The organism is Deltaproteobacteria bacterium HGW-Deltaproteobacteria-18, from assembly GCA_002841885.1.
In the GTDB taxonomy this organism is placed as follows: domain Bacteria; phylum Desulfobacterota; class Desulfovibrionia; order Desulfovibrionales; family Desulfomicrobiaceae; genus Desulfomicrobium.
This window is the reverse complement of sequence record PHBE01000022.1, coordinates 25,583-43,077: the sequence shown is the minus strand read 5'-3', so window position 1 is coordinate 43,077 and position 17,495 is coordinate 25,583. Positions and strand designations below refer to the sequence as shown.

The following is a 17,495-nucleotide window of genomic DNA, read 5'->3' as shown; positions in this document are numbered from 1 at the left end:
GGGAGTCGCGTGGGAGAGGATCTGACCGGGAGATGGAGCTTGGACAGTGGACGCGTGAACGGGTCGGGCCGGGAGATTGTGCTTGATCGGTGAACGCGTGAGCGGGCCTGGTCGGAGTCGGAGCGTCGAAACTCCCTCCGCCGGCCTCGTAATGTTTCCCCGCTGCGTGCAGGCCCCCTCGGCTTGCGCCGGAGACGATAGAGCAGCGGGGAAACAAACGATGCCAGGCTCGGTCAGACAGTCGACGCCCCGACTCCGGCCAGGCCCACTCACGCTTGGCGACAGGGCGGTAAGGAGCATGAAAGAGAGTGGTCATGTCCTCCGTTTGCGGGTTCCTGAAGCCCTGTCGCCGCTCTGCCGCCCCCGTCATTGCGAGGAGTCTTCGCGCATAGCCCGACTTTCGACGCGGCAATCCATGCCTTTTCGGCGAAATTACCACAACCAGACAAGGTGGAAAGACATGCGTCTCTTCATAGGCATTCCCCTTCCCGGCGAGTACGCGCAAATCATTCGCAAGATTCAGGACGACTGGAAAAAACGGCTGACCTCGAAGGTGTCCTGGGTGCGTCCGGAACTGGTTCATGTGACGCTCAAGTTTCTTGGAGAGGTGGAAGATGACAGGATTGAAGCCATTGCCCAGGCGATGCGGGTGGCGGCTCGGGGAAGTTTCGCCGCGCAGGGGGGACCGGGCGGTCTGTTTCCTGCCAGAGGCGCGCCGCGCGTGGTCTGGATTGGCTTGCGCCAGGGGGGTGAAGACTGCGCGGCGAATTTTGAGATGCTTGAGAGGCAACTGGATAAAGCCGGATTTCCGGCCGAATCGAAACCCTTCTCCCCGCACCTGACCGTGGCGCGGGTCAAGGCAGCTGCCCGAAACGACGACTGGTCCGGCCTGCTCGCGGACCTGGACAGGGATTGGCCCGTGTTCACGGTGGATCGCTTCGTGCTCTGGCAAAGCATCCTCAAATCCTCCGGGCCGGAGTATCGCAGGGTGGCGGAAGCGGAACTGGCAGGCAAGAGTTAGCGCCGCTTAAAGATCACCACTCCCACCCGGTCGATATGTTCGAGCAGTTGGGCTTCCGTGATGGCATCGTAATTAATGACATCAAAAAAATAGGGCATGGGCGATTCTTCATTAAGAAGGCTGGCCAGCCGGATTGCGGATTCGTAAGCAAGGTTGTTTCCCTTGATGGCCAGGTCAACATCCGAACCGTGTTTGTGAGTTCCTTTGGCCCTTGAACCAAAAAGAATGACTTTGTCTATTTCGGGGATTTGTCCCGCAGCCTTGGCGATCAGCGCCAGGTCGCCCTCCAGCAGTCCAATGCCGGAATATGCGTTCACGGCTGCTGTCCGATCCTGTCACGGAAAATTGCATGCAGGGCTTTGAGCAGGGGAAAGTAGGCGTTGCGGATTTTTTGTTCTACGAGGTTGGCCGTCTGCTCGTTGTACGTGTGCGTGGTCAGGTTGCGGTCTTCCAGGGCGCTTATCCAGGCATGGCCGTCGGTGACAAGGCCGGATTGAAAGCCCTGCTTGATGGCCTGGCGCGGGCTCGTGATCGTAAATCCTTCAGCCTCCTGGTAATCCTTGAGCAGCTTCCAGCTTTGCTCGAAAGCCATTTCAAAGAACTGGATGAGTCCCGCCCGTTCGATGACGGTCATTTTTTCGATAGTCATTGCCGATTCAAGTAATGCGAATGATTTATCGAACTGGTCGAATCTTTGCCGCCAGCGTACATCGTGGGTATCCATGCACTGACCCTCGTTCAGGGGCCGGAGCGTTTGCTCCGGCCGGGTAATTGTTTCTAATCCTTTTGCTCTGAACGCCCCATCCCGTTTATGGCCCTGGCATAGGCCAGACGCAACTCCTCGAGATACTTTGGATCGGCTTGGCCTTTCCAGGTGCTGACTTCCAGAAAGCGTTTGGGAATCTTTACGCCAAGGGGGTCGAAGCCGCCCGCAATCCTGGCCTGCCAGCGCAACTTCTGGATGGAGCCTCCCGCTTCGTCGAGGTTGTCGGCCAGGTTCCTGCCTCCGAGCACGGTCAGACACTGGCGCAGGGTTTCGGGGTCATAGACCTTGCGGGCAAAGAGACAGGCCACCATGGAGGTCAGGATCGCTCGCTCGCGTTCATCCTCCAGCAGGAAGGCCAGGGCCTTGTCCACGTCCTTGGGCGCGTTCGACTGGTCGTAGCTGTAGGCCCCGGTGTCCAGGTGCGAATGCCGAAGGCCCAGGGACTGGGCCACGTAGAAGACCTCGCCCGTGGCGTACCCGGCCATCTCCTGGCCCAGCACGCAGGCGAAATCTTCGCCCCCGTAATGCTTGGCCGCGACCATGGTCCCGGCAGCGAGGAGTTTCCAGAACTCGTTTGCCGCTCCGGCCAGCAGGTGCACGGCTTTGAGATACCCCTGGACTTCGCCGAAGCGCAGTTCGATCCCGGTCTGCTCCGCCGTGACCACGCCCTTTTCCAGCGCCTCCGTAGCCCAGGCCAGGGCCACTCCTCCGCTCATGACGTCAAGGCCTGCCTTTTCAACCTCATCCATGACCGTGAGGACGTCCGGGGCGTGGGTCAGGCCGAGCATGGATCCCGTTGCGAAGATGGGCTCGTAGTCGTATCCTACCTGTCGGTAGAGGTACTGGTTGTCCTTGTCGAATTTCTCGCGCACGAAGCCGATATGGATGCAGCCCACCGGGCAACCCGAGCAGGCGGCATTGCGCAGCAGGGTGTCGTCGGCAAAACGTTCGCCCGTGATGCCCTCGATGCCCGGGTCCGAGGTGGCCTGCAGGTTGCGCCAGGGCAGGGCTTTGAGTTCATTGAGCGCCTCCAGGTTCGAGGCGGTGCCCAGATTATGGTACTTGCGCATCATGTCCGTGTCCGTGAGCTTGCGGAAGATGTCGGCGTACAGCGCTCCGTATTCCTTGCCCTCGGGCAGGTCCTGGGAGCCGTTGCCCTCGATGGCGATGGCCTTGACGTTCTTGGCGCCCATGACCGCCCCTCCGCCGAGGCGCCCGAAGTGGCGATAGGTGTCGACATTTATGCAGGCCATGGCCGACTTGTTCTCTCCGGCCGGTCCGATGCGCATGATGGTCCGGTGTCCCGAGCCCTTGAGAATGCGGCGCAGGAGTTTGCCGGTGGTCAGGGCGTCCTTGCCCCACAGGTAGCCCGCATCCATGAGTTCAATGATGTTGGCGCCCAGATGAAGGACCGTGGGCCGCTCGGCGCGGCCGATGACGACCAGGGCGTCCAGTCCTGCGAAACGCAGGGCCAGGGCGCTGCGGCCGCCTGCATGGGATTCGGCGTACTGGCCGTGCAGGGGCGAGGTGAAGGCGCAGACGGTCTTGCTCATGAGCGGAAAAAATCCGGTCAGGGGGCCGATGCAGAAAATCAGGGGTTGTTGTGGATCATCCCAGGCCATGCCGGGCTTTGCGTAATCGAGGTGAAGTTTTGCGGCCAGACCCGATCCGCCGATGTAGGTATCCACGCCGGACATGGCGCGGATGGTGGACCGGCCTGTGGACAGGTTGACTTCCAGGATCTTGAAGGTTTCAGCTATCATGATTCCACCTCCTGCATTTCCAGACAGTCATGCGGGCAGAACTCCACGCAGTTGCCGCAGTGGATGCAGACATAGGGCCTGCCCTGGCGATCCTGGGCGATGGCGTCCACCGGGCAGGCGGCGACGCATTTGCCGCACTGGATGCAGAGTTTTTTCTGCTGGGTGACTCCGCCGCCCTTGCGCTGCTTCAGGCTGCCCGTGGGACAGGCCTTCGCGCAGGGGGCAGGGTTGCAGGCCAGGCAGACCTTGGCCAGAAAGCCTGTGGACAGGCCGCCGGATGACAGGATGCGGATGCCGGCGTTTTCCCAGGACAGACATTTGTGGACCACGCGGGCGCATGCCAGAGAGCATGAATGGCAGCCGATGCATCGGTCCATGCGGGTCGCGACGAGTTGTTTCATGAGTGCTTTCCTGTGGATTTGATTCTAAAAGGTAAGGGTATGTGTCTTTGGCCCGATTGTGAAGGGGCGAGCGAGTGGTTTACAAGCCGGGGCAAACGTGAAAGCGAGAAACGGCACAGGAGGTGAACGTGGCGGAACGTGTTTTTTCCATCGTGACCAGACCGGATACGGGACTGGAACTTTTCGAGATCATTGAGGATCATGTCCGCGAGCTGCATGGACGCGGCATGGCCAGGACAGTGGGCTACGAGGTCATGAGCAACGGCCGGGTCATCCTCTTGAAGGTCCGGGGCCCGGAGGAAGATGTCATGCCTTCTGACGAAACCCTTGAGTCCGTTTTGGACGACACTTTCGTGGCCCGGCTCGAAGCCCTGGCCCAGGAGCTGGTTGACGGGTTTTATGTGCCGTCTTTTGCCCATTGCGCTTCGGAATTGGGTGAGGATTGAAGGCGGGGGTGAGCCCCCCAGGTCTTGAAGAAAAAGATGATTTTTCGAACAGATTTGGACGGCTCTGATTAGAGCCGTCCAATTTTTTTGAGTTGAATTTCAAGGCAGGACAAGGCTGCGGGCGTGATTCCGGAAATGCGTCCGGCCTGTCCGAGGGTGCGTGGCTGGATGCGGGTCAGCTTTTCCGTGACCTCGCGCGAGAGACCGGGAATCCCGGTGTAGTTCATATCCTCGGGCAGCGTCGTCTGTTCCATCTTCTCAAAGCGGTCCACCAGCTCCTGCTGACGGCGCAGATAGCCTTCGTATTTGGTCTTGATCTCGGCTTCTTCCAGCGCTTCCTCATCATACTCGTCAAGCTTCGGCCACAACGGTGCAATGCTCGCGATGGTCAATTCCGGCTGGCGCAGCAGTTCCTTGAGGCTGACCGCCTTTTGCGGGATCTTTCCGCCCATGGCCTCGACCATGTCTTTGGTTGCGGCATCGGGCCGGATGCGGATGCCTTCCAGTCCGGCCATGATTTCGTTTACGGCCGCATGCTTGAGGGTGAAGCGCTGCCAGCGGCTGTCGTCGACGAGGCCCAGATCGCGCCCGATGGCGGTCAGACGCTCGTCGGCATTGTCCTCGCGCAGCAGGAGCCTGTGCTCGGCCCGGGAGGTGAACATGCGGTAGGGCTCAAGCGTGCCCTTGGTGACCAGGTCGTCCACGAGCACGGCGATGTAGGCTTGGCTGCGGGTCAGGATCAGTTCGGATTCGCCGCGCAAGGAGAGGACCGCGTTGATGGCCGCCCACAGCCCCTGTCCGGCCGCTTCCTCGTAGCCCGAAGTGCCGTTGATCTGCCCGGCCATGTAAAGGCCGCGCACTAGCTTGGTCTCCAGGGTGGGCTTGAGCTGGGTCGGGGGAACATAATCGTATTCGATGGCGTAGCCGGGCCGGATGATCTGGGCTTTCTCGAGTCCCGGAATGGACGCCACCAGAGCCTTCTGGATGTCCAGCGGCAGACTCGTGGGGATGCCGTTGGGGTAGACCTCGTGACTGGTCAGGCCTTCGGGTTCGACAAATATCTGGTGCCGGTCCTTCTCGGGAAAACGGGCGATCTTGTCCTCGATGGATGGGCAGTAGCGCGCTCCGGTGCCCTTGATGACCCCGGTGAACATGGGCGAGCGGTCGAATCCGGTGCGGATTATTTCGTGGGTGCGTTCCGTGGTGTAGGTCACGTAGCAGGGCAGCTGCCTGAGCCTTATGCCGGGACTGTCAAAGCTGAAGGGCCTGGGCGGGTTGTCTCCGGCCTGTTCCTCCATGACGGAATAATCGATGGACGATTTGAGCAGTCGGGGCACGGTGCCGGTTTTCAGGCGTCCAAGCTCAAAGCCCAGTTCGTTCAAGCGGGGCGAGAGGCCGTGGCTTGCCGGGTCGCCCTGGCGGCCGCCGCTGAAATTGTCGAGACCGACATGAATGAGGCCCTGCAGGAAAGTGCCCGTGGTCAAAAGCGCCGCACGGCAGGCAATGGCCTCGCCAAGGGTGGTGACGACGCCTGTGACGCGTCCTTCCTCCACGGTCAGTGATGCGACCGTCTCTTGGCGGACGAAGAGGTTCGGGCAGGTGAAAATGTCCTGTTGCACGACCCGCACGTATTCGGTGCGGTCGATCTGGGCGCGGCTGGAGCGTACGGCAGGCCCCTTGCGGGTGTTCAGGATGCGGAACTGGATTCCGGCCTGATCGGCCCATTTGCCCATCATTCCACCCAGCGCGTCGATCTCCTTGACCATGTGCCCTTTGGCCAGGCCGCCGATGGCCGGATTGCAGGACAGGTGTCCGATGCGGTCGGCGTTGATGGTCAAAAGGAGTGTCTGCATGCCCATGTGCGCCGCCGCCATGGCCGCTTCGCAACCGGCATGGCCTGCGCCCACGACAATGACGTCAAAGATGTCGGGCACGGTCGGGATGGTCATGTGCTTATGCCTGATCATCGAAAAGGAGATGGGCAAACACCCGGGCGTCGGCGATGGTTGCCGTCATGGAGGAGTGCTCGTTGGGCTGGTGCGCAGTGTGCATGAGGGTGGACCAGCAGATGGCGGGAAGACCTCGCTTGCGGAACGCTGCCGCCACTGTGCCGCCGCCAATTCCGATGACACGCGCTTCAAGTCCGCGGGCCTTCTGCAGTGCTGCAGTCACCCGCGAGACGGTCTCGCAGTCGACCGGCGTCGCCGGCGCCGCCTGTTCTCTGACCACGGGCGTAAAGGTGATGCCCACGCCCCGCTCAAGCTCCACCGTGTCGCAAATGGCCCGCACTTCCCGCTCGATATCTTCCAGAGGGTAGGTGGGCAGCACGCGGCAGTCGAGATGAAAGACGTCCTGGCCGGGGATGGTGTTCACGTTGGGGACGTTGGCTTCCATCTTCGTCGGCGCAAAGGTCGATACGGGCGGATCAAAAAGGGGGTCGCAAGCGTCAAAGACCGTGTGCAGGCGGTCAAGAGCCAGGATCAGCGCCGAGGCCCCGACCAGGGAATTCACACCGGCTTCCGGGGTGGAAGCGTGGCACTGTTTGCCGCGGATCGTGAACCTGAGCCAGAGCACGCTTTTTTCGGCGACCTCGATGGCCTGTCCGTCAGGAGTGCCGAAATCCGGGATTACTATCAGGTCGTCCGGGGCAAAGACATGCGGGTGATGGCGCATGATGTATTCGATGCCGTAGGTGTTGCCCGTCTCCTCGTCGGCCGCGAGCAGAATGCCAAGGGAGAGATCCGTGTGCGCGTCCGCGAGTTCCAGGGCACGCAGCAGGAGAAGCGCGCTGACCATGCCCTGATGGTTGTCTTCCACCCCCCGGCCGTAGATGAGGTCTCCCTCCTGGCGCAGGACGAAAGGATCACCCTGCCACAGGGAAAGGTCCCCTGTTGGCACCACGTCGGTGTGCGCGATGAGCCACAGCGTGCGCGGGTTCCTGCCTGGCCGCTTGATGATCAGGTTCGGGCGGTAGCCGCAGTCGACGCTTTCGTCGGGGGCCTTGATCATTTCCGCCTGCACGCCTGCAAACCGGGCAACATGGCTTGCCAGGTACTCGGCTTTCATTTTCTCACCCTGCCCCCCGTTGGTCGGGCCAAGGGCAGGGATGGCCACAAGGTCCGCCTGCAGTCGCAGCAATTCAGCGCGGCTGTTTTCCAGGAGTTCAAGCACGGTGCTCAGCATGGTGGCTTCCTCTGGGGTTGTGGATGACTTCAAGAGTCACCTTTGCCCGGAATTTTGAAGAAAAAAAAGGCAGGAAAAACCTGCCTTGTACGAAGTCCGTGATGAAAGGCTTAACGACCTTTGGCTGCGCGCTTGGATGCCTTGAGCGGGTTGACCTTGGCCTTGCCCTTGCCGGGTGCGGTCTTGGTGTGGGTCGAGAAATTGCAGGTGCCCAGTCTCCACTTCGCTGCAGGCTGGGGATATGTACCGCAAAATTTGGCGCTTTCGAATTCTCTGATCCGCTCGCAGCCTTCACACTGTTCCACAATCGGGTGCATTACAACGCCGTTGACCTGAACGCCTTCGTCGGTCTTGACGGCATTACTGAAATCTACTGCCATGAGGCTCCTCCATAATTTTGTCCTGAAATGCTGCCGCGTCTTCGGCCGGTGAAAATAGCGGCTTTACGCTGATCACCGGAAACTCGCTTTATTTTTCGAATCAAACATAAAAGTCAAGCTTTTTTTCCTCCGCCAGGAGGCGCTTTTCTTCTCCAGCCCAGGCTTCAAGCCCCTTTTCAGGTCTGGAGGATTATTTGTGCTCTCATTTTAAGGCGAGCATCCGACAGGCTTCTGAAATCAGGCATAAAGAAACCAGGGCCTGCAGGAGACCCTGGTTCTTGAATTCGTGTGGCTGCTCCCGGGCCGTGAGTCAGCTAGGGCTTTTTGGGATCTTCAAGGCTCAGGAAGGACAACTCGTCGTCGCTTGATTTGCCGGAAGAACTTTCCGAAGAATCGTTTCCGAAATCAAGGAGAATCTCTGTCTCCTGGGAGAATGAAGGTTTTTTGGCAGCGGCGGATTTGGAGCGGGGCTCTTCGTCCAGCGGGGCGAGCATTTCTTCGAGTTCCGGGATGAAAAGGTCTTCGCGTTTGGGCTTGCTCGGGGCCGGTGTCTGCGGGGCGGCCGGAGCGTCGAAGGAGGAGCTGAAGTCAAGCTCGACAATCTCTTCGGCGGGAAGTGTTTCCAGAAACAGGTCCTCTTCCGGTTTTTGCGCCTGCGGTTTTGGCGCGGGAGCCGCTTCCCTGACCGGGGCTTCGGTCATGGTGAAGTCCAGATCCGGAAAATTCGAGACGTCGATTTCGGTATTTTTCGTGGCTGCCGTGGCGGCTGGTGCCGCGGGCGCGGACAGATAGTCGTCAGAGGAGCCGCTTGTGTCGATGGAATGCGCATGGGCCTCGGTTTTCTGCATCGCCTGGGCAGACTCGGTCGCAGGCCTTGGTGCGGCGGAGTCTTGTTGCAGCCAGTTGACCCCCGAAGCGGAAAGCCAGTTCAGATATAGGGCCTTGCGGGATTCTTCCCAGTCTGCTCCGCACTTGGGGCATGCGCTGACGTGATCGAAGGAATGGAATTTACATTTTTTACAGTACATGGGGTGTCCTGAATTGGCGTTAGTTTATGTTTTCGCATAACCCTGTACACTGAAATGCTTCTCTTATGCAAGCAGCCCGGGCATTGATGAAAAATGAAAAAGCGTCTTCTGGAACGCGCACGGCGAAGGTCTGTATTTCGTGGAGCGTGTGCACGTCGGCTGGGGCAAGGATTTCCCGTGGCGGTTTCAGAAAAAGAAGGAGGCGGGAGACTTTTGTTTCCCGCCTCGCATAAAACCGAGATGACTAAAAACCAAATGCGATGTGATTCCGGTCCGTTCGCCTGGCCTGTTCTGGGCCGGCGGTTGGCATCCATGTTGTCATTGTGACTGGAATAAACGCCTCTACAGTCTGTTACCTGTGTTACCTTGGGAGTTTCCTTCCAACGCGCCTTTCAACCAACAATTTGTTTTTGGTTTCTGACCAACGCGCCTCTTTCTTCAAATCGAAAGATGTTCCCTAGGGATGTTTACAGCCGACACGCCTGTGATAGAGGTTTTTTCCTGATTTCTTTCCAACACGCCTCTGCAGTACAGATTTGGTTGTCGGTTTCTTTTGAACGTCACCTTCAGACATTGGAACCATTTTGATCCGCATGCGGCAGGTTCTTGACTCCACTTAGTACTGCAAAGCCAACGAAAGTCAAGGTCTATTTCTTGCGCATTCTGTCGGCCATGATCTTGGTTACCGCGGCGAAGATGCCGCAGATGATGCCCATGAAAAAGGCCTTGGTCGGCTCGTAGCCGAACCAGCTGGCGATCATCCCGATGGAGCCGCCGATGATGACCCCGCGCATGACGGCATGGCTTGGGGTGTTTTCATTTGATCTGTCGCTCATTTTGCCTCGTATGCGGGCCTGTTTCAGGCCTTGTTTTTTGCATCCATCATTGCGTGAAGCTGGTTCAGGATGCGTTTTTTGTAGAATTGAACCACGTCTTCCTTGTTCATGATCATGTCCAACTGCCTGGTATGGATGAGTATGTGCCCAAGAATCTCCAGATGATTTTCGATGAATTGCTGATCGCAGTCGTCCAGTCGGGCGAAGAGCGCGTCTTCGCGTACTCTGGTCCGGAAGTTGAATTCGTCAAGTATTTCCCCGACGAATTTTGCTCTGCGAACCTTGCGCTGGTGATCCGCGGCTCCGCCCTTGAACTGGAAGCGGATGTAGTTCTCACGGGGCCTTGGCCCGGCCAGGGCCTCCACGGAGGTGAAGTGGTAGCCGAACCGCGACTGCAGGTTGCAGAAGTGTTTCGAGATCATGAAATAATTTTTTTCCGAAAACTGGGAAGCCATGGCCGGTTCCAGGTTCCTGTTGGTCGCGGACTGGAAGAGTACCGACATGAAGCCCTTGCAGTCGATGCAGGGAGGGCCTTCCCAAGGATAGGCCACTATGCCGCGCCATAGCGCGAGCATGGGAACGGAGGTGATCTTATCCAGCGGGATCATCTTGTCGCCGGTATCGCTTACAAATCCGTCCTCAAGGTTGATGATCCACCATTGCATGGGAACTATGGTCTTGAGCTGCTTGCTCGATCGGGGTGAAAAATTGTGGTCGCGGCCGAAGCTGAACATCTCCTGTACGGATTTTTCATGGCAGAAGCGGGTGATGTCGTGCAGCGTCTTGCAGTTGGCCGGAGTGAAGTCGAGCCCGTCGGGGTCGAGAAGGTTCAGGGGAATGATGTAGCGGTTCACGCGTTGCAGCGTCTGGAAGACCGGGCTTCCTGCCATCATGTTCGGCCGCTGTGGCTTACGGTCCAGGAGGCTTTCCTGAAGTCCGGCGTAGACCGCGCAGTTGTCTGCGTCGAGGGTGATTTCCTGTCCGGCTTGAAGGAGGCTTGTGGCTGAAGGGACGCCGAACAGGCCTGGGACCTTGAATTCCCGGGCCACGTTGGCCAGGTGCCCGGCGACACTGCCTTGTTCGGTGATGACGCCCTGGCAGCGGTTCAGGACGGCGGCCCACTTTGGAGCAGCTTCCACGCAGACCAGGATCGCGTTGTCAGGCAGCATGAGGATGTCCACATCCTTGCGTACGATATGCACCACGCCGTGGGCGGTGCCTGCACTGGCGGTCTGGCCTTCATGAACCAGGGGAGTCACCCCTGGGAGCAGTTCCGATGCGGACTGGTCCTGGCGAACTTCCAGCGGTCGTGTCTGCAGGAGGACGAGCCTTCCCTCCGGGGAATAGGCCCATTCGATATCCTGGGGGATGTCGTAGTGTTTTTCTATGCGGACAGCCATGGTCGCGAGGTCCATGATCTGAGGGTCGCTCAGGGTCGGTTGCTCGCAGAGCGCCGGATCGACCGAAACGCGGCAGACGCCTTCAGCGGCCGAACAGACCAGCGACGATTCCTTGCGTGGCACCTTTCTTTCAATGATTCGCGGCTGAGGTTCCTTTTCCACGATGAACTCGTCGGTGGTCGCAGTGCCGTCGACCACGCCTTTGGCAACTCCCCAGGCGGAGGTGATGCGGACATGGGTGCCCACGCCGTTCAGCGGGTTGGCCGTGTAGGCGACGCCTCCGGCCTGCGAGGTGACCATGCCCAGACACCCGACGCACATCAGCACGTCATCGTCCCGGATGCCGAGCATGTAGCGGTAGGTCATGGCGTGAGCGGAGTATTTGCTGGCAACGATTTCCTTGTAGCCGTCGACAAGGCTGTCCCGGTCAAGGTTCAGAAGGGACCTGTGCTGGCCGGCAAAGGAAGCTCCGGCGCTGTCCTCGCCCAGGGCGCTCGAGCGGAGTGCCACGCGGACATTGGATCCCTCGCGTTCACAGAGCCTGTCGTAGGCTGTGAGAATAGCGCTTTCGAGTTCGGGCGGGATTTCGGCGGCAAGGATCATGCCTCGGATCTTGGCGCACAATTCCAGCAGGGCTATGGGCTGGTCCGTCTGCGGTTCTTCGTCCGGATCTGGCGCTTGGGCGGTCCCGGCCGCGAAATGGGATGCCATGGGGTGCCCGAGTACGAGGCAGTTGATTTCGTCCCAGAGGCCTGAGTGCTGCATGAAGGTCATGTAAGCTCGGCCGGTTATGGCGAATCCGTCAGGGACCGGCACCTGCAGGGCATTGCGGAGTTCACCCAGGTTGGCCATCTTGCCGCCCACGTCGTCGATGTCGCGAGCCGTGATGCGGTCCAGGTCGAGAATCAGGTCTTTGCGGCGGGCGGTCTGGCGCAGGGAGAGTTCCTGTTGGATACTCTCCTGAATGGAACGCATGGCGTCACGCAGGCCAAGATATTTGCCTGGGGCGAGGAACAGAAGGTTTTCAACAATGGAAAAGACTTTGGCCGTGGCTCCGGTGACCCGCGACCTGAGGAAGTGCATGCCGAAATGTCGATGCCCCAGGGCCGCGCTTTCGAGGTCGGTCATGGTGTCCAGGGCCGAGTTGTTGGCCGAGAGGAGCCTTCGAAAGGCCTGATATCTGGCCTTGAACTCGTCATCCTGTCCGCTGTCTTCCTCTTGCGCGGGCGGGCCAGGGGAAAAAAAGTTTCGGACGCGCTGCATCAAACTCATTCGTGCTCCATGCCGGGGTTCCCGGTGGCTGTATACCGATTGCAGGGAACGTTCGGTCAATCCCGTTGTCTTCTGACACAAAAGAAGCCCGGCCTGCAACGTTCACGGACAGCCAGTCCCGCCGGGGAACCGGGAAGGGATGCGTTCAGCGTCGAGGGAAGGAGTGGCTGCCCTTGAAGAATTCATCGACTTTTCGGGAGACTTCCTCGTCGTCGTCGAGACGCAGGTCGAGGCTGCGGATTGAAGCCAAAAGTCGTCCAAGGGTGGTCAGCCGGTCCAGAAAACGGCTTTCGTCATATTTGCGGATTTCCGCCTTGAGCGCGTCGCCGTTCTGGCTGACTCGGAATCCGAGCCGACGCAGGATGCCGGCCAGGAGCGTGGCGCGGCGAACGCGTTGAACGTATTCGGCGGCGCCGCCCTTGAAGGAGAAGGTGATGTAGTTGTCGTTGATGAGCGGTCCGGCATAAGAGTCTATCGTGGCGAAGTGGTTGCCGAGCCGTCCGCTGAAATTCACGTAATTCCTTGATACGACGGCGTAACTCGCAGCTTCCGGGTTGGCGTCGGCCTGGTCGCCGGCCACTTCGGGATGCGTCATTCCGGTCAGGATTGCCTTCAGCGGTTCGCAGAGGAGTTCTTCCGGGCCAACTGTTGGGGCGTGTTCGCGCGACACGACTCCATCGCCCAGGTCGTACAGGAAAATCCTGAAAGGCAACCCGGTGCGCAGTTCATGGGCAGGGCTTTTTGCTGACGGGAGTTCGTCCGAAAGCCGGAACATCTCGCTCATGGCCACTTCATGGCAGAAGCGGATGATGTCGTGCAGGGTTTGGCATCCTCCGGGCGCGAAGTTCGGCATGAGCGGATCGACCAGATTCAGAGGGATGATGAACTTCAGCGCTTCCTGCAAGGACTTGTAGACGGGGCTGCCCTTCATGAGGTTGACGGGCCTGCGTTCCGAAAGGATTTCCTGGACCCGGCCTGCGTAGACCACCCCGTTGGTGGCGTCGAGGGTGATTTCCGTGCCGTGGGCAAGAAGATGGGTGGCGCGACCCACGTCCACGAGGGTCGGAATGCCGAATTCGCGAGCCACGGAGGCCATGTGTCCCGTAGTGCTGCCGATGTCCGTGATGATGCCGGCGACCTTGCCCATGGCGGCCACATAGGCCGGCGATGTCTGTCTTGCCACCAGAATGGCGCCTTTGGGGATGTCATCAAGGGCGTGGTCGGACTGGACGGAATAGACCACGCCCGAAGCTACCCCAAGGGCCGCCGGCTGGCCGCCGCACAGGAGAGGGGTTCGGCCGGGCACGAATTCGCAGCATTCGGCCCGTTCGGTTCCCTCGGCACGCACCAGCGGCCTGGACTGCAGTACGAAGAGGCGGTCTTCATGGTCGAGGGACCACTCCACGTCCTGGGGCATGCCGTAGTGTGTTTCGAGCCGCAGGCCGTATTCGACCAGGGTCCGAACTTGATCGTCCGACAGACAGGATCGTTTCCGGTCTTCGTCGGGCACGGGCCTGGAGACGATACCTCCCTGGGGCAGAATGGTGAAGGCCGAGGCTTTGTCTGCGGTCTCGGCAGTGACGGTTGTGCGGTCAGCGCGCCGGATGCGCCAGAAGTCAACATGCGAGGAGCCGTCGACCACGCTCACTCCAAGTCCCCAGGCTGCGGAGAGAAGCACATCGTCGCTGTGGGCGGAGTTTGGGTCTATGGTGTAGAGCACGCCGCTGGCCTTGGCCTGGACCATGTTCAGGACCAGAACGCTCATCATCACGTCCTGCTCCGAATAGCCCTTGGAACGGCGGTAGAAAACGGCCCGGGCGGTGAAGGCGCTGGCTACCACGGCGCTCCATGCTCGCGGAAGGGCGAAGGGGGTGGCGCCAAGAACGGTCGCGTGCTGGCCGGCGAAAGAAGCATCGGAATCCTCGCAGACTGCAGATGAGCGCACGGCAAGGCGCACGTTGGGGCCGAACCGGGACACCATGCCGCGAGCCTGCTCCTGCAGTGCCTTGTCCAGACCCGGGGGCAGGGGGGCGATCATGATCCTTTCGCTGGCTTTGGCGCAGATACGCTCAAGGGCGCCTATGTTCGTGATGTCGATTCCGGCAAGTTGGTGCCGGAAGGTTTCGAGAAGTTCGGTATGACGAAGGAAAAGGGCTGCGGCCGAAGCCGTTACGGCGAAGCCCGACGGCGTGGGCAGGCCGACACGGTTGCGGACCTCGCCGAGGTTCGCGGCCTTGCCGCCCACTTCGTCCAGGTTTTCAAGAGAGATTGCATCAAGCGGCAGGACGAGGTCCTGGCCATCGAATGTCCGTTCGCGCAGGATGGCGCTCAGGGCCGCTCCGCCTAGATGCTGCAAGCGCCCGAAGAGTGTTGTGAATCTCCCCTTGGCCAGTGCGTTCATGTCTTCAATCAGGGAACAGCCGTGCTCGAGCAGCCCGCGCATGTGCAGCAACGCATCTTCCTGGGTGAAGGAGCGGCCTTCGTAGATCATGCGCTCGAGCCCGGCCATTTCCTCCAGGATGTGGTTGTTGCTGGCCAGCAGACTTTTGAAGAAACGATACTTTCGTTTCATCTCCGGGTGGGCGTCGGGAGCTGCGAGGTTCCTGCCGGTCGTCGTCTTCACGGCAACGACCTTCGAAAGAGCCGAAGGCGCTCGGCCAACCGGATCGGTTGCAGGGGTATTTGTCTGCGCATGTTCCTGCAGCATGAGGCATGCGCCAGATTTCCAGAGCGGATTATCATTGCGTTCTCGTCAGCTGATGAGCGGTCGTGCTTCAAGGGGAAGTTCGATTGTTATGGTAGCGCCCTGCCCGGCCGTGCTGTCAACGGAAATCCTTCCGCCGATACGCTGCAGGATGCCATGGGAAATGGATAACCCGAGGCCTGCGCCCTTGCCGGGTGGCTTGGTGGTGAAGAAGGGATCGAAGATCTTGTCGAGGTTCTCCCGGGGGATGCCGAAACCCGTGTCACGAACTTGCAAACGGACGCCGCCTCCTTCCGACGGGGCGGTGGAAATGGTGATGGATCCGCCTTCGGGCATGGCGTCCATGGAGTTGTTGATCAGGTTGATAAGCAACTGGCGCAGGAGGGCGGGTTCGCTGAGAACGACGGGCAGCAGCGGGGCGAGCTCCTCCCGGATTTCAATACTCCGCTGCGACGCTTCGCGGCGTCTCAAGGTAGCGACATCAGCGACGAGAGTGTTCATTTCCACGTCGCGAATCGTGCCGTCGGTCTTGCCGCCAAAACTGAGGAGTTTGTGAGTGATTTCCCGGCTACGGGCCGTTTGAGTCACGATCTGGCGCAGGGATTCCCTGAGTTCTCCGGCGTCGGGATGGTCTTTGAAGGAGTCGCGCCGGAGCAGATCCTGCATCCAGCCCGCCTCCTCTCCGATGATGGCCAGGGGGTTGTTGACTTCGTGGGCGATGCCCACTCCCAGTTGGCTGATGGCGTCGAGCTTCTGAATCTGCAGTTCGCACTCCCGCAGACGGCCCGCGTCCGTTTCCATTTCTTCCTGGACCTTCATGAATTTTTTTGCCGCCCGCAGGGACGCCGCGCCCAGGACAAGCAGGCAGATGACGGCCAAGGCAGCGAAGCGTGTCATGGTGCTGTGCAGGGTCTCGGAAATCTCCCTGCTGTCGTGCTGGGCAACGAGCAGCCAGCCGGGAAGGTTGTTCAGTGGCAGCGCGACATAAAGAAGAGTGGTATCGGACCATTCGCGCCGGGCAATCTTCGCGATACCGGCGTCATTTGCGACCAGTGTCCCGTCGACACGGTCTAGGATACCGCCATGCAGGACGGACCTGGTCTGCAGGGTTCCCGCATCGTTTACGAGGAACGTTTCGCCAGTACGTCCGAGGCGCTCCCGATCGAGTAGGGTGCTGAAGAGATGCGCGTTGACGGAGAGTCTTGCTGTTGCCGAAGCCAGGTCCGGCCCCTCCCCGATGGCGATGAAAAAGCGCGGCGTCCCGTCATGGGCGGCCTGGACTTCGGTGACGAGAAGTCCTTCTTTGTTCCGCAAGGCCGGCGGCAGTTGCTGCGGCAAGGGCTGGCCGACTGCGTACCTGCTGCCACTGCGAGGATCCGTCACGTCCAAGCCATCAATCCAGATCATTGAACGCTTGAGGGATGTGAAGGCGAGCTGCAGTTCTCCTGTGGACATCTCACCGGGACGTTGAGACAGCATCTCCAGGAAAGCTCCGGCAGAATCCATGCTGTGCTCGACTCTGGCCCTGCCTGCTTCCGCAACGACGGCGAGTTGCGTTTCAGCGGAACGGATATGTTCGATGTCAACGCTTTTGAGCGCGTAGAACAGAACACATAAGGCGACGAGAAAGGCCGGAGCCACGGTGAACAGGACAATGGCGTTTTTGAGGCGTTTTCTATGCATTTCAAGACGTTGAGGAGTCATCTGCTCACCGTGCCGCTTGGCTGTTTGGGTTGGTGCTAAGGTGTGCCGGTCGTGTTTGAATCCATGACGCTACCGTGCTGCAGCTTTCCCAAGCAGGCGGTTTTCGCCTGCTCCATCCAGAGTCGCACTCCCGGCCAGGACCTGCGCTTCACGCAAGAGATGCGGAGCAGCCTGAGGTCCCTGGGCCATCCGAACAGCCGGAAGGCAAGGGTTCAAAGCGTTCAAAAAAACGAAAATTCGTTGCCTGCTGCCGGGGGAGCAGGCTGTAAACATGGAATTGCTGGGCACTAAACTGTCGGCCCTCTGGGCTGCGGCAGCAGAACACAAAAGCCGCTGATCAAGCTTAATTGCCAAAGAAACGGTCCCAGAGCGAGATCGCCAGATTCAAAGCGAAGAGTCCCGCCAGGCTCGCCGGCCAAAACCACCACTTTTTGAGTATCGGAGGGTTCCAGGCTTTACCCCGGGGCAGATGATGCAGCGGCTTGTGGTCGGTATTTCCGGGATTCGGGGGCGATTGCCGAGAACTGGCTTGGCTTACTTGTTCTTCTTCGTTGAAACTGAAATTTTCCTGCATTTGAACCTCTTTGCAAA

The 17,495-nt window shown here is 59.7% G+C and carries 15 protein-coding genes; 2 read left to right on the top strand and 13 right to left on the bottom strand.

The window, feature by feature from the left end; genetic code table 11:
* The first annotated feature begins 151 nt into the window (after window positions 1-151).
* Window positions 152-1,021: an RNA 2',3'-cyclic phosphodiesterase gene (locus tag CVU60_16595; GenBank protein PKN40310.1), complete on the top strand. Its 870-nt coding sequence runs from the start codon at window positions 152-154 to the stop codon at window positions 1,019-1,021.
* Here CVU60_16595 and CVU60_16590 read toward each other — a convergent pair.
* The 4 genes from CVU60_16590 to CVU60_16575 are packed head-to-tail and all read right to left on the bottom strand — an operon-like array spanning window position 1,018 to window position 3,951.
* Window positions 1,018-1,320: a DNA polymerase III subunit beta gene (locus CVU60_16590; protein ID PKN40328.1), complete on the bottom strand. Its 303-nt coding sequence runs from the start codon at window positions 1,318-1,320 to the stop codon at window positions 1,018-1,020. The two genes, CVU60_16595 and CVU60_16590, sit on opposite strands and share 4 nt — an antisense overlap.
* A gap of 14 nt (window positions 1,321-1,334) precedes the next feature.
* Complete coding sequence (locus tag CVU60_16585; GenBank protein PKN40309.1) at window positions 1,335-1,745, bottom strand: nucleotidyltransferase; 411 nt, start codon at window positions 1,743-1,745, stop codon at window positions 1,335-1,337.
* 53 nt (window positions 1,746-1,798) lie between these two features.
* A complete protein-coding gene (locus tag CVU60_16580; protein ID PKN40308.1) occupies window positions 1,799-3,550 on the bottom strand; it encodes an aldehyde ferredoxin oxidoreductase in 1,752 nt (583 codons plus the stop codon).
* Complete coding sequence (locus CVU60_16575; GenBank protein ID PKN40307.1) at window positions 3,547-3,951, bottom strand: (Fe-S)-binding protein; 405 nt, start codon at window positions 3,949-3,951, stop codon at window positions 3,547-3,549. Before CVU60_16575 ends, CVU60_16580 begins: the two co-directional genes overlap by 4 nt.
* 128 nt (window positions 3,952-4,079) lie before the next feature.
* On the opposite strand from CVU60_16575, the gene CVU60_16570 reads away from it, so the two are divergent.
* Window positions 4,080-4,397 (top strand): hypothetical protein, encoded by a 318-nt coding sequence (locus tag CVU60_16570; protein ID PKN40306.1) that lies wholly within the window; start codon window positions 4,080-4,082, stop codon window positions 4,395-4,397.
* Between the two features lie 68 nt (window positions 4,398-4,465).
* On the opposite strand, the gene CVU60_16565 is transcribed toward CVU60_16570, so the two are convergent.
* The 9 genes from CVU60_16565 to CVU60_16525 all read right to left on the bottom strand — a co-directional run bounded on the left by CVU60_16565 (window position 4,466) and on the right by CVU60_16525 (window position 17,478).
* The gene (locus tag CVU60_16565; GenBank protein ID PKN40305.1) at window positions 4,466-6,346 is read right to left on the bottom strand and encodes a tRNA uridine-5-carboxymethylaminomethyl(34) synthesis enzyme MnmG; all 1,881 of its coding nucleotides are present in this window, start codon (window positions 6,344-6,346) and stop codon (window positions 4,466-4,468) included.
* 4 nt (window positions 6,347-6,350) lie between these two features.
* Complete coding sequence (locus CVU60_16560) at window positions 6,351-7,580, bottom strand: diaminopimelate aminotransferase (GenBank protein PKN40304.1); 1,230 nt, start codon at window positions 7,578-7,580, stop codon at window positions 6,351-6,353.
* Window positions 7,581-7,690: 110 nt separating this feature from the next.
* On the bottom strand, window positions 7,691-7,960 hold the full coding sequence (locus CVU60_16555) for a hypothetical protein (GenBank protein PKN40303.1): 270 nt from the start codon (window positions 7,958-7,960) through the stop codon (window positions 7,691-7,693).
* 314 nt (window positions 7,961-8,274) lie between these two features.
* Complete coding sequence (locus CVU60_16550) at window positions 8,275-8,988, bottom strand: hypothetical protein (protein PKN40302.1); 714 nt, start codon at window positions 8,986-8,988, stop codon at window positions 8,275-8,277.
* A 647-nt stretch (window positions 8,989-9,635) separates the two neighbouring features.
* Entirely contained in the window at window positions 9,636-9,824 is a 189-nt protein-coding gene (locus CVU60_16545; GenBank protein PKN40301.1) for a hypothetical protein, read from the bottom strand.
* 23 nt (window positions 9,825-9,847) lie between these two features.
* Window positions 9,848-12,496, bottom strand: a complete 2,649-nt coding sequence (locus CVU60_16540) for a pyruvate, water dikinase (protein ID PKN40300.1) — start codon at window positions 12,494-12,496, stop codon at window positions 9,848-9,850.
* Window positions 12,497-12,641: 145 nt separating this feature from the next.
* Window positions 12,642-15,203, bottom strand: coding sequence for a pyruvate, phosphate dikinase (locus tag CVU60_16535; protein PKN40299.1), 2,562 nt, complete (start codon window positions 15,201-15,203; stop codon window positions 12,642-12,644).
* A 45-nt stretch (window positions 15,204-15,248) separates the two neighbouring features.
* Window positions 15,249-16,904, bottom strand: a complete 1,656-nt coding sequence (locus CVU60_16530; protein ID PKN40298.1) for a hypothetical protein — start codon at window positions 16,902-16,904, stop codon at window positions 15,249-15,251.
* 343 nt (window positions 16,905-17,247) lie between these two features.
* Window positions 17,248-17,478: a hypothetical protein gene (locus tag CVU60_16525; GenBank protein PKN40297.1), complete on the bottom strand. Its 231-nt coding sequence runs from the start codon at window positions 17,476-17,478 to the stop codon at window positions 17,248-17,250.
* Window positions 17,479-17,495 lie beyond the last annotated feature (17 nt).

What these genes read in the sequence shown, in the direction of transcription:
- CVU60_16595 (PKN40310.1), top strand. Translation starts at nt 152, where the DNA reads ATGTTTCCCCGCTGCGTGCAGGCCCCCTCGGCTTGCGCCGGAGACGAT.
- CVU60_16585 (PKN40309.1), bottom strand. Translation starts at nt 1,745, where the DNA reads ATGGATACCCACGATGTACGCTGGCGGCAAAGATTCGACCAGTTCGAT.
- CVU60_16580 (PKN40308.1), bottom strand. Translation starts at nt 3,550, where the DNA reads ATGATAGCTGAAACCTTCAAGATCCTGGAAGTCAACCTGTCCACAGGC.
- CVU60_16575 (PKN40307.1), bottom strand. Translation starts at nt 3,951, where the DNA reads ATGAAACAACTCGTCGCGACCCGCATGGACCGATGCATCGGCTGCCAT.
- CVU60_16565 (PKN40305.1), bottom strand. Translation starts at nt 6,346, where the DNA reads ATGACCATCCCGACCGTGCCCGACATCTTTGACGTCATTGTCGTGGGC.
- CVU60_16560 (PKN40304.1), bottom strand. Translation starts at nt 7,580, where the DNA reads ATGCTGAGCACCGTGCTTGAACTCCTGGAAAACAGCCGCGCTGAATTG.
- CVU60_16555 (PKN40303.1), bottom strand. Translation starts at nt 7,960, where the DNA reads ATGGCAGTAGATTTCAGTAATGCCGTCAAGACCGACGAAGGCGTTCAG.
- CVU60_16550 (PKN40302.1), bottom strand. Translation starts at nt 8,988, where the DNA reads ATGTACTGTAAAAAATGTAAATTCCATTCCTTCGATCACGTCAGCGCA.
- CVU60_16545 (PKN40301.1), bottom strand. Translation starts at nt 9,824, where the DNA reads ATGAGCGACAGATCAAATGAAAACACCCCAAGCCATGCCGTCATGCGC.
- CVU60_16540 (PKN40300.1), bottom strand. Translation starts at nt 12,496, where the DNA reads ATGAGTTTGATGCAGCGCGTCCGAAACTTTTTTTCCCCTGGCCCGCCC.
- CVU60_16535 (PKN40299.1), bottom strand. Translation starts at nt 15,203, where the DNA reads ATGCTGCAGGAACATGCGCAGACAAATACCCCTGCAACCGATCCGGTT.
- CVU60_16530 (PKN40298.1), bottom strand. Translation starts at nt 16,904, where the DNA reads ATGACTCCTCAACGTCTTGAAATGCATAGAAAACGCCTCAAAAACGCC.
- CVU60_16525 (PKN40297.1), bottom strand. Translation starts at nt 17,478, where the DNA reads ATGCAGGAAAATTTCAGTTTCAACGAAGAAGAACAAGTAAGCCAAGCC.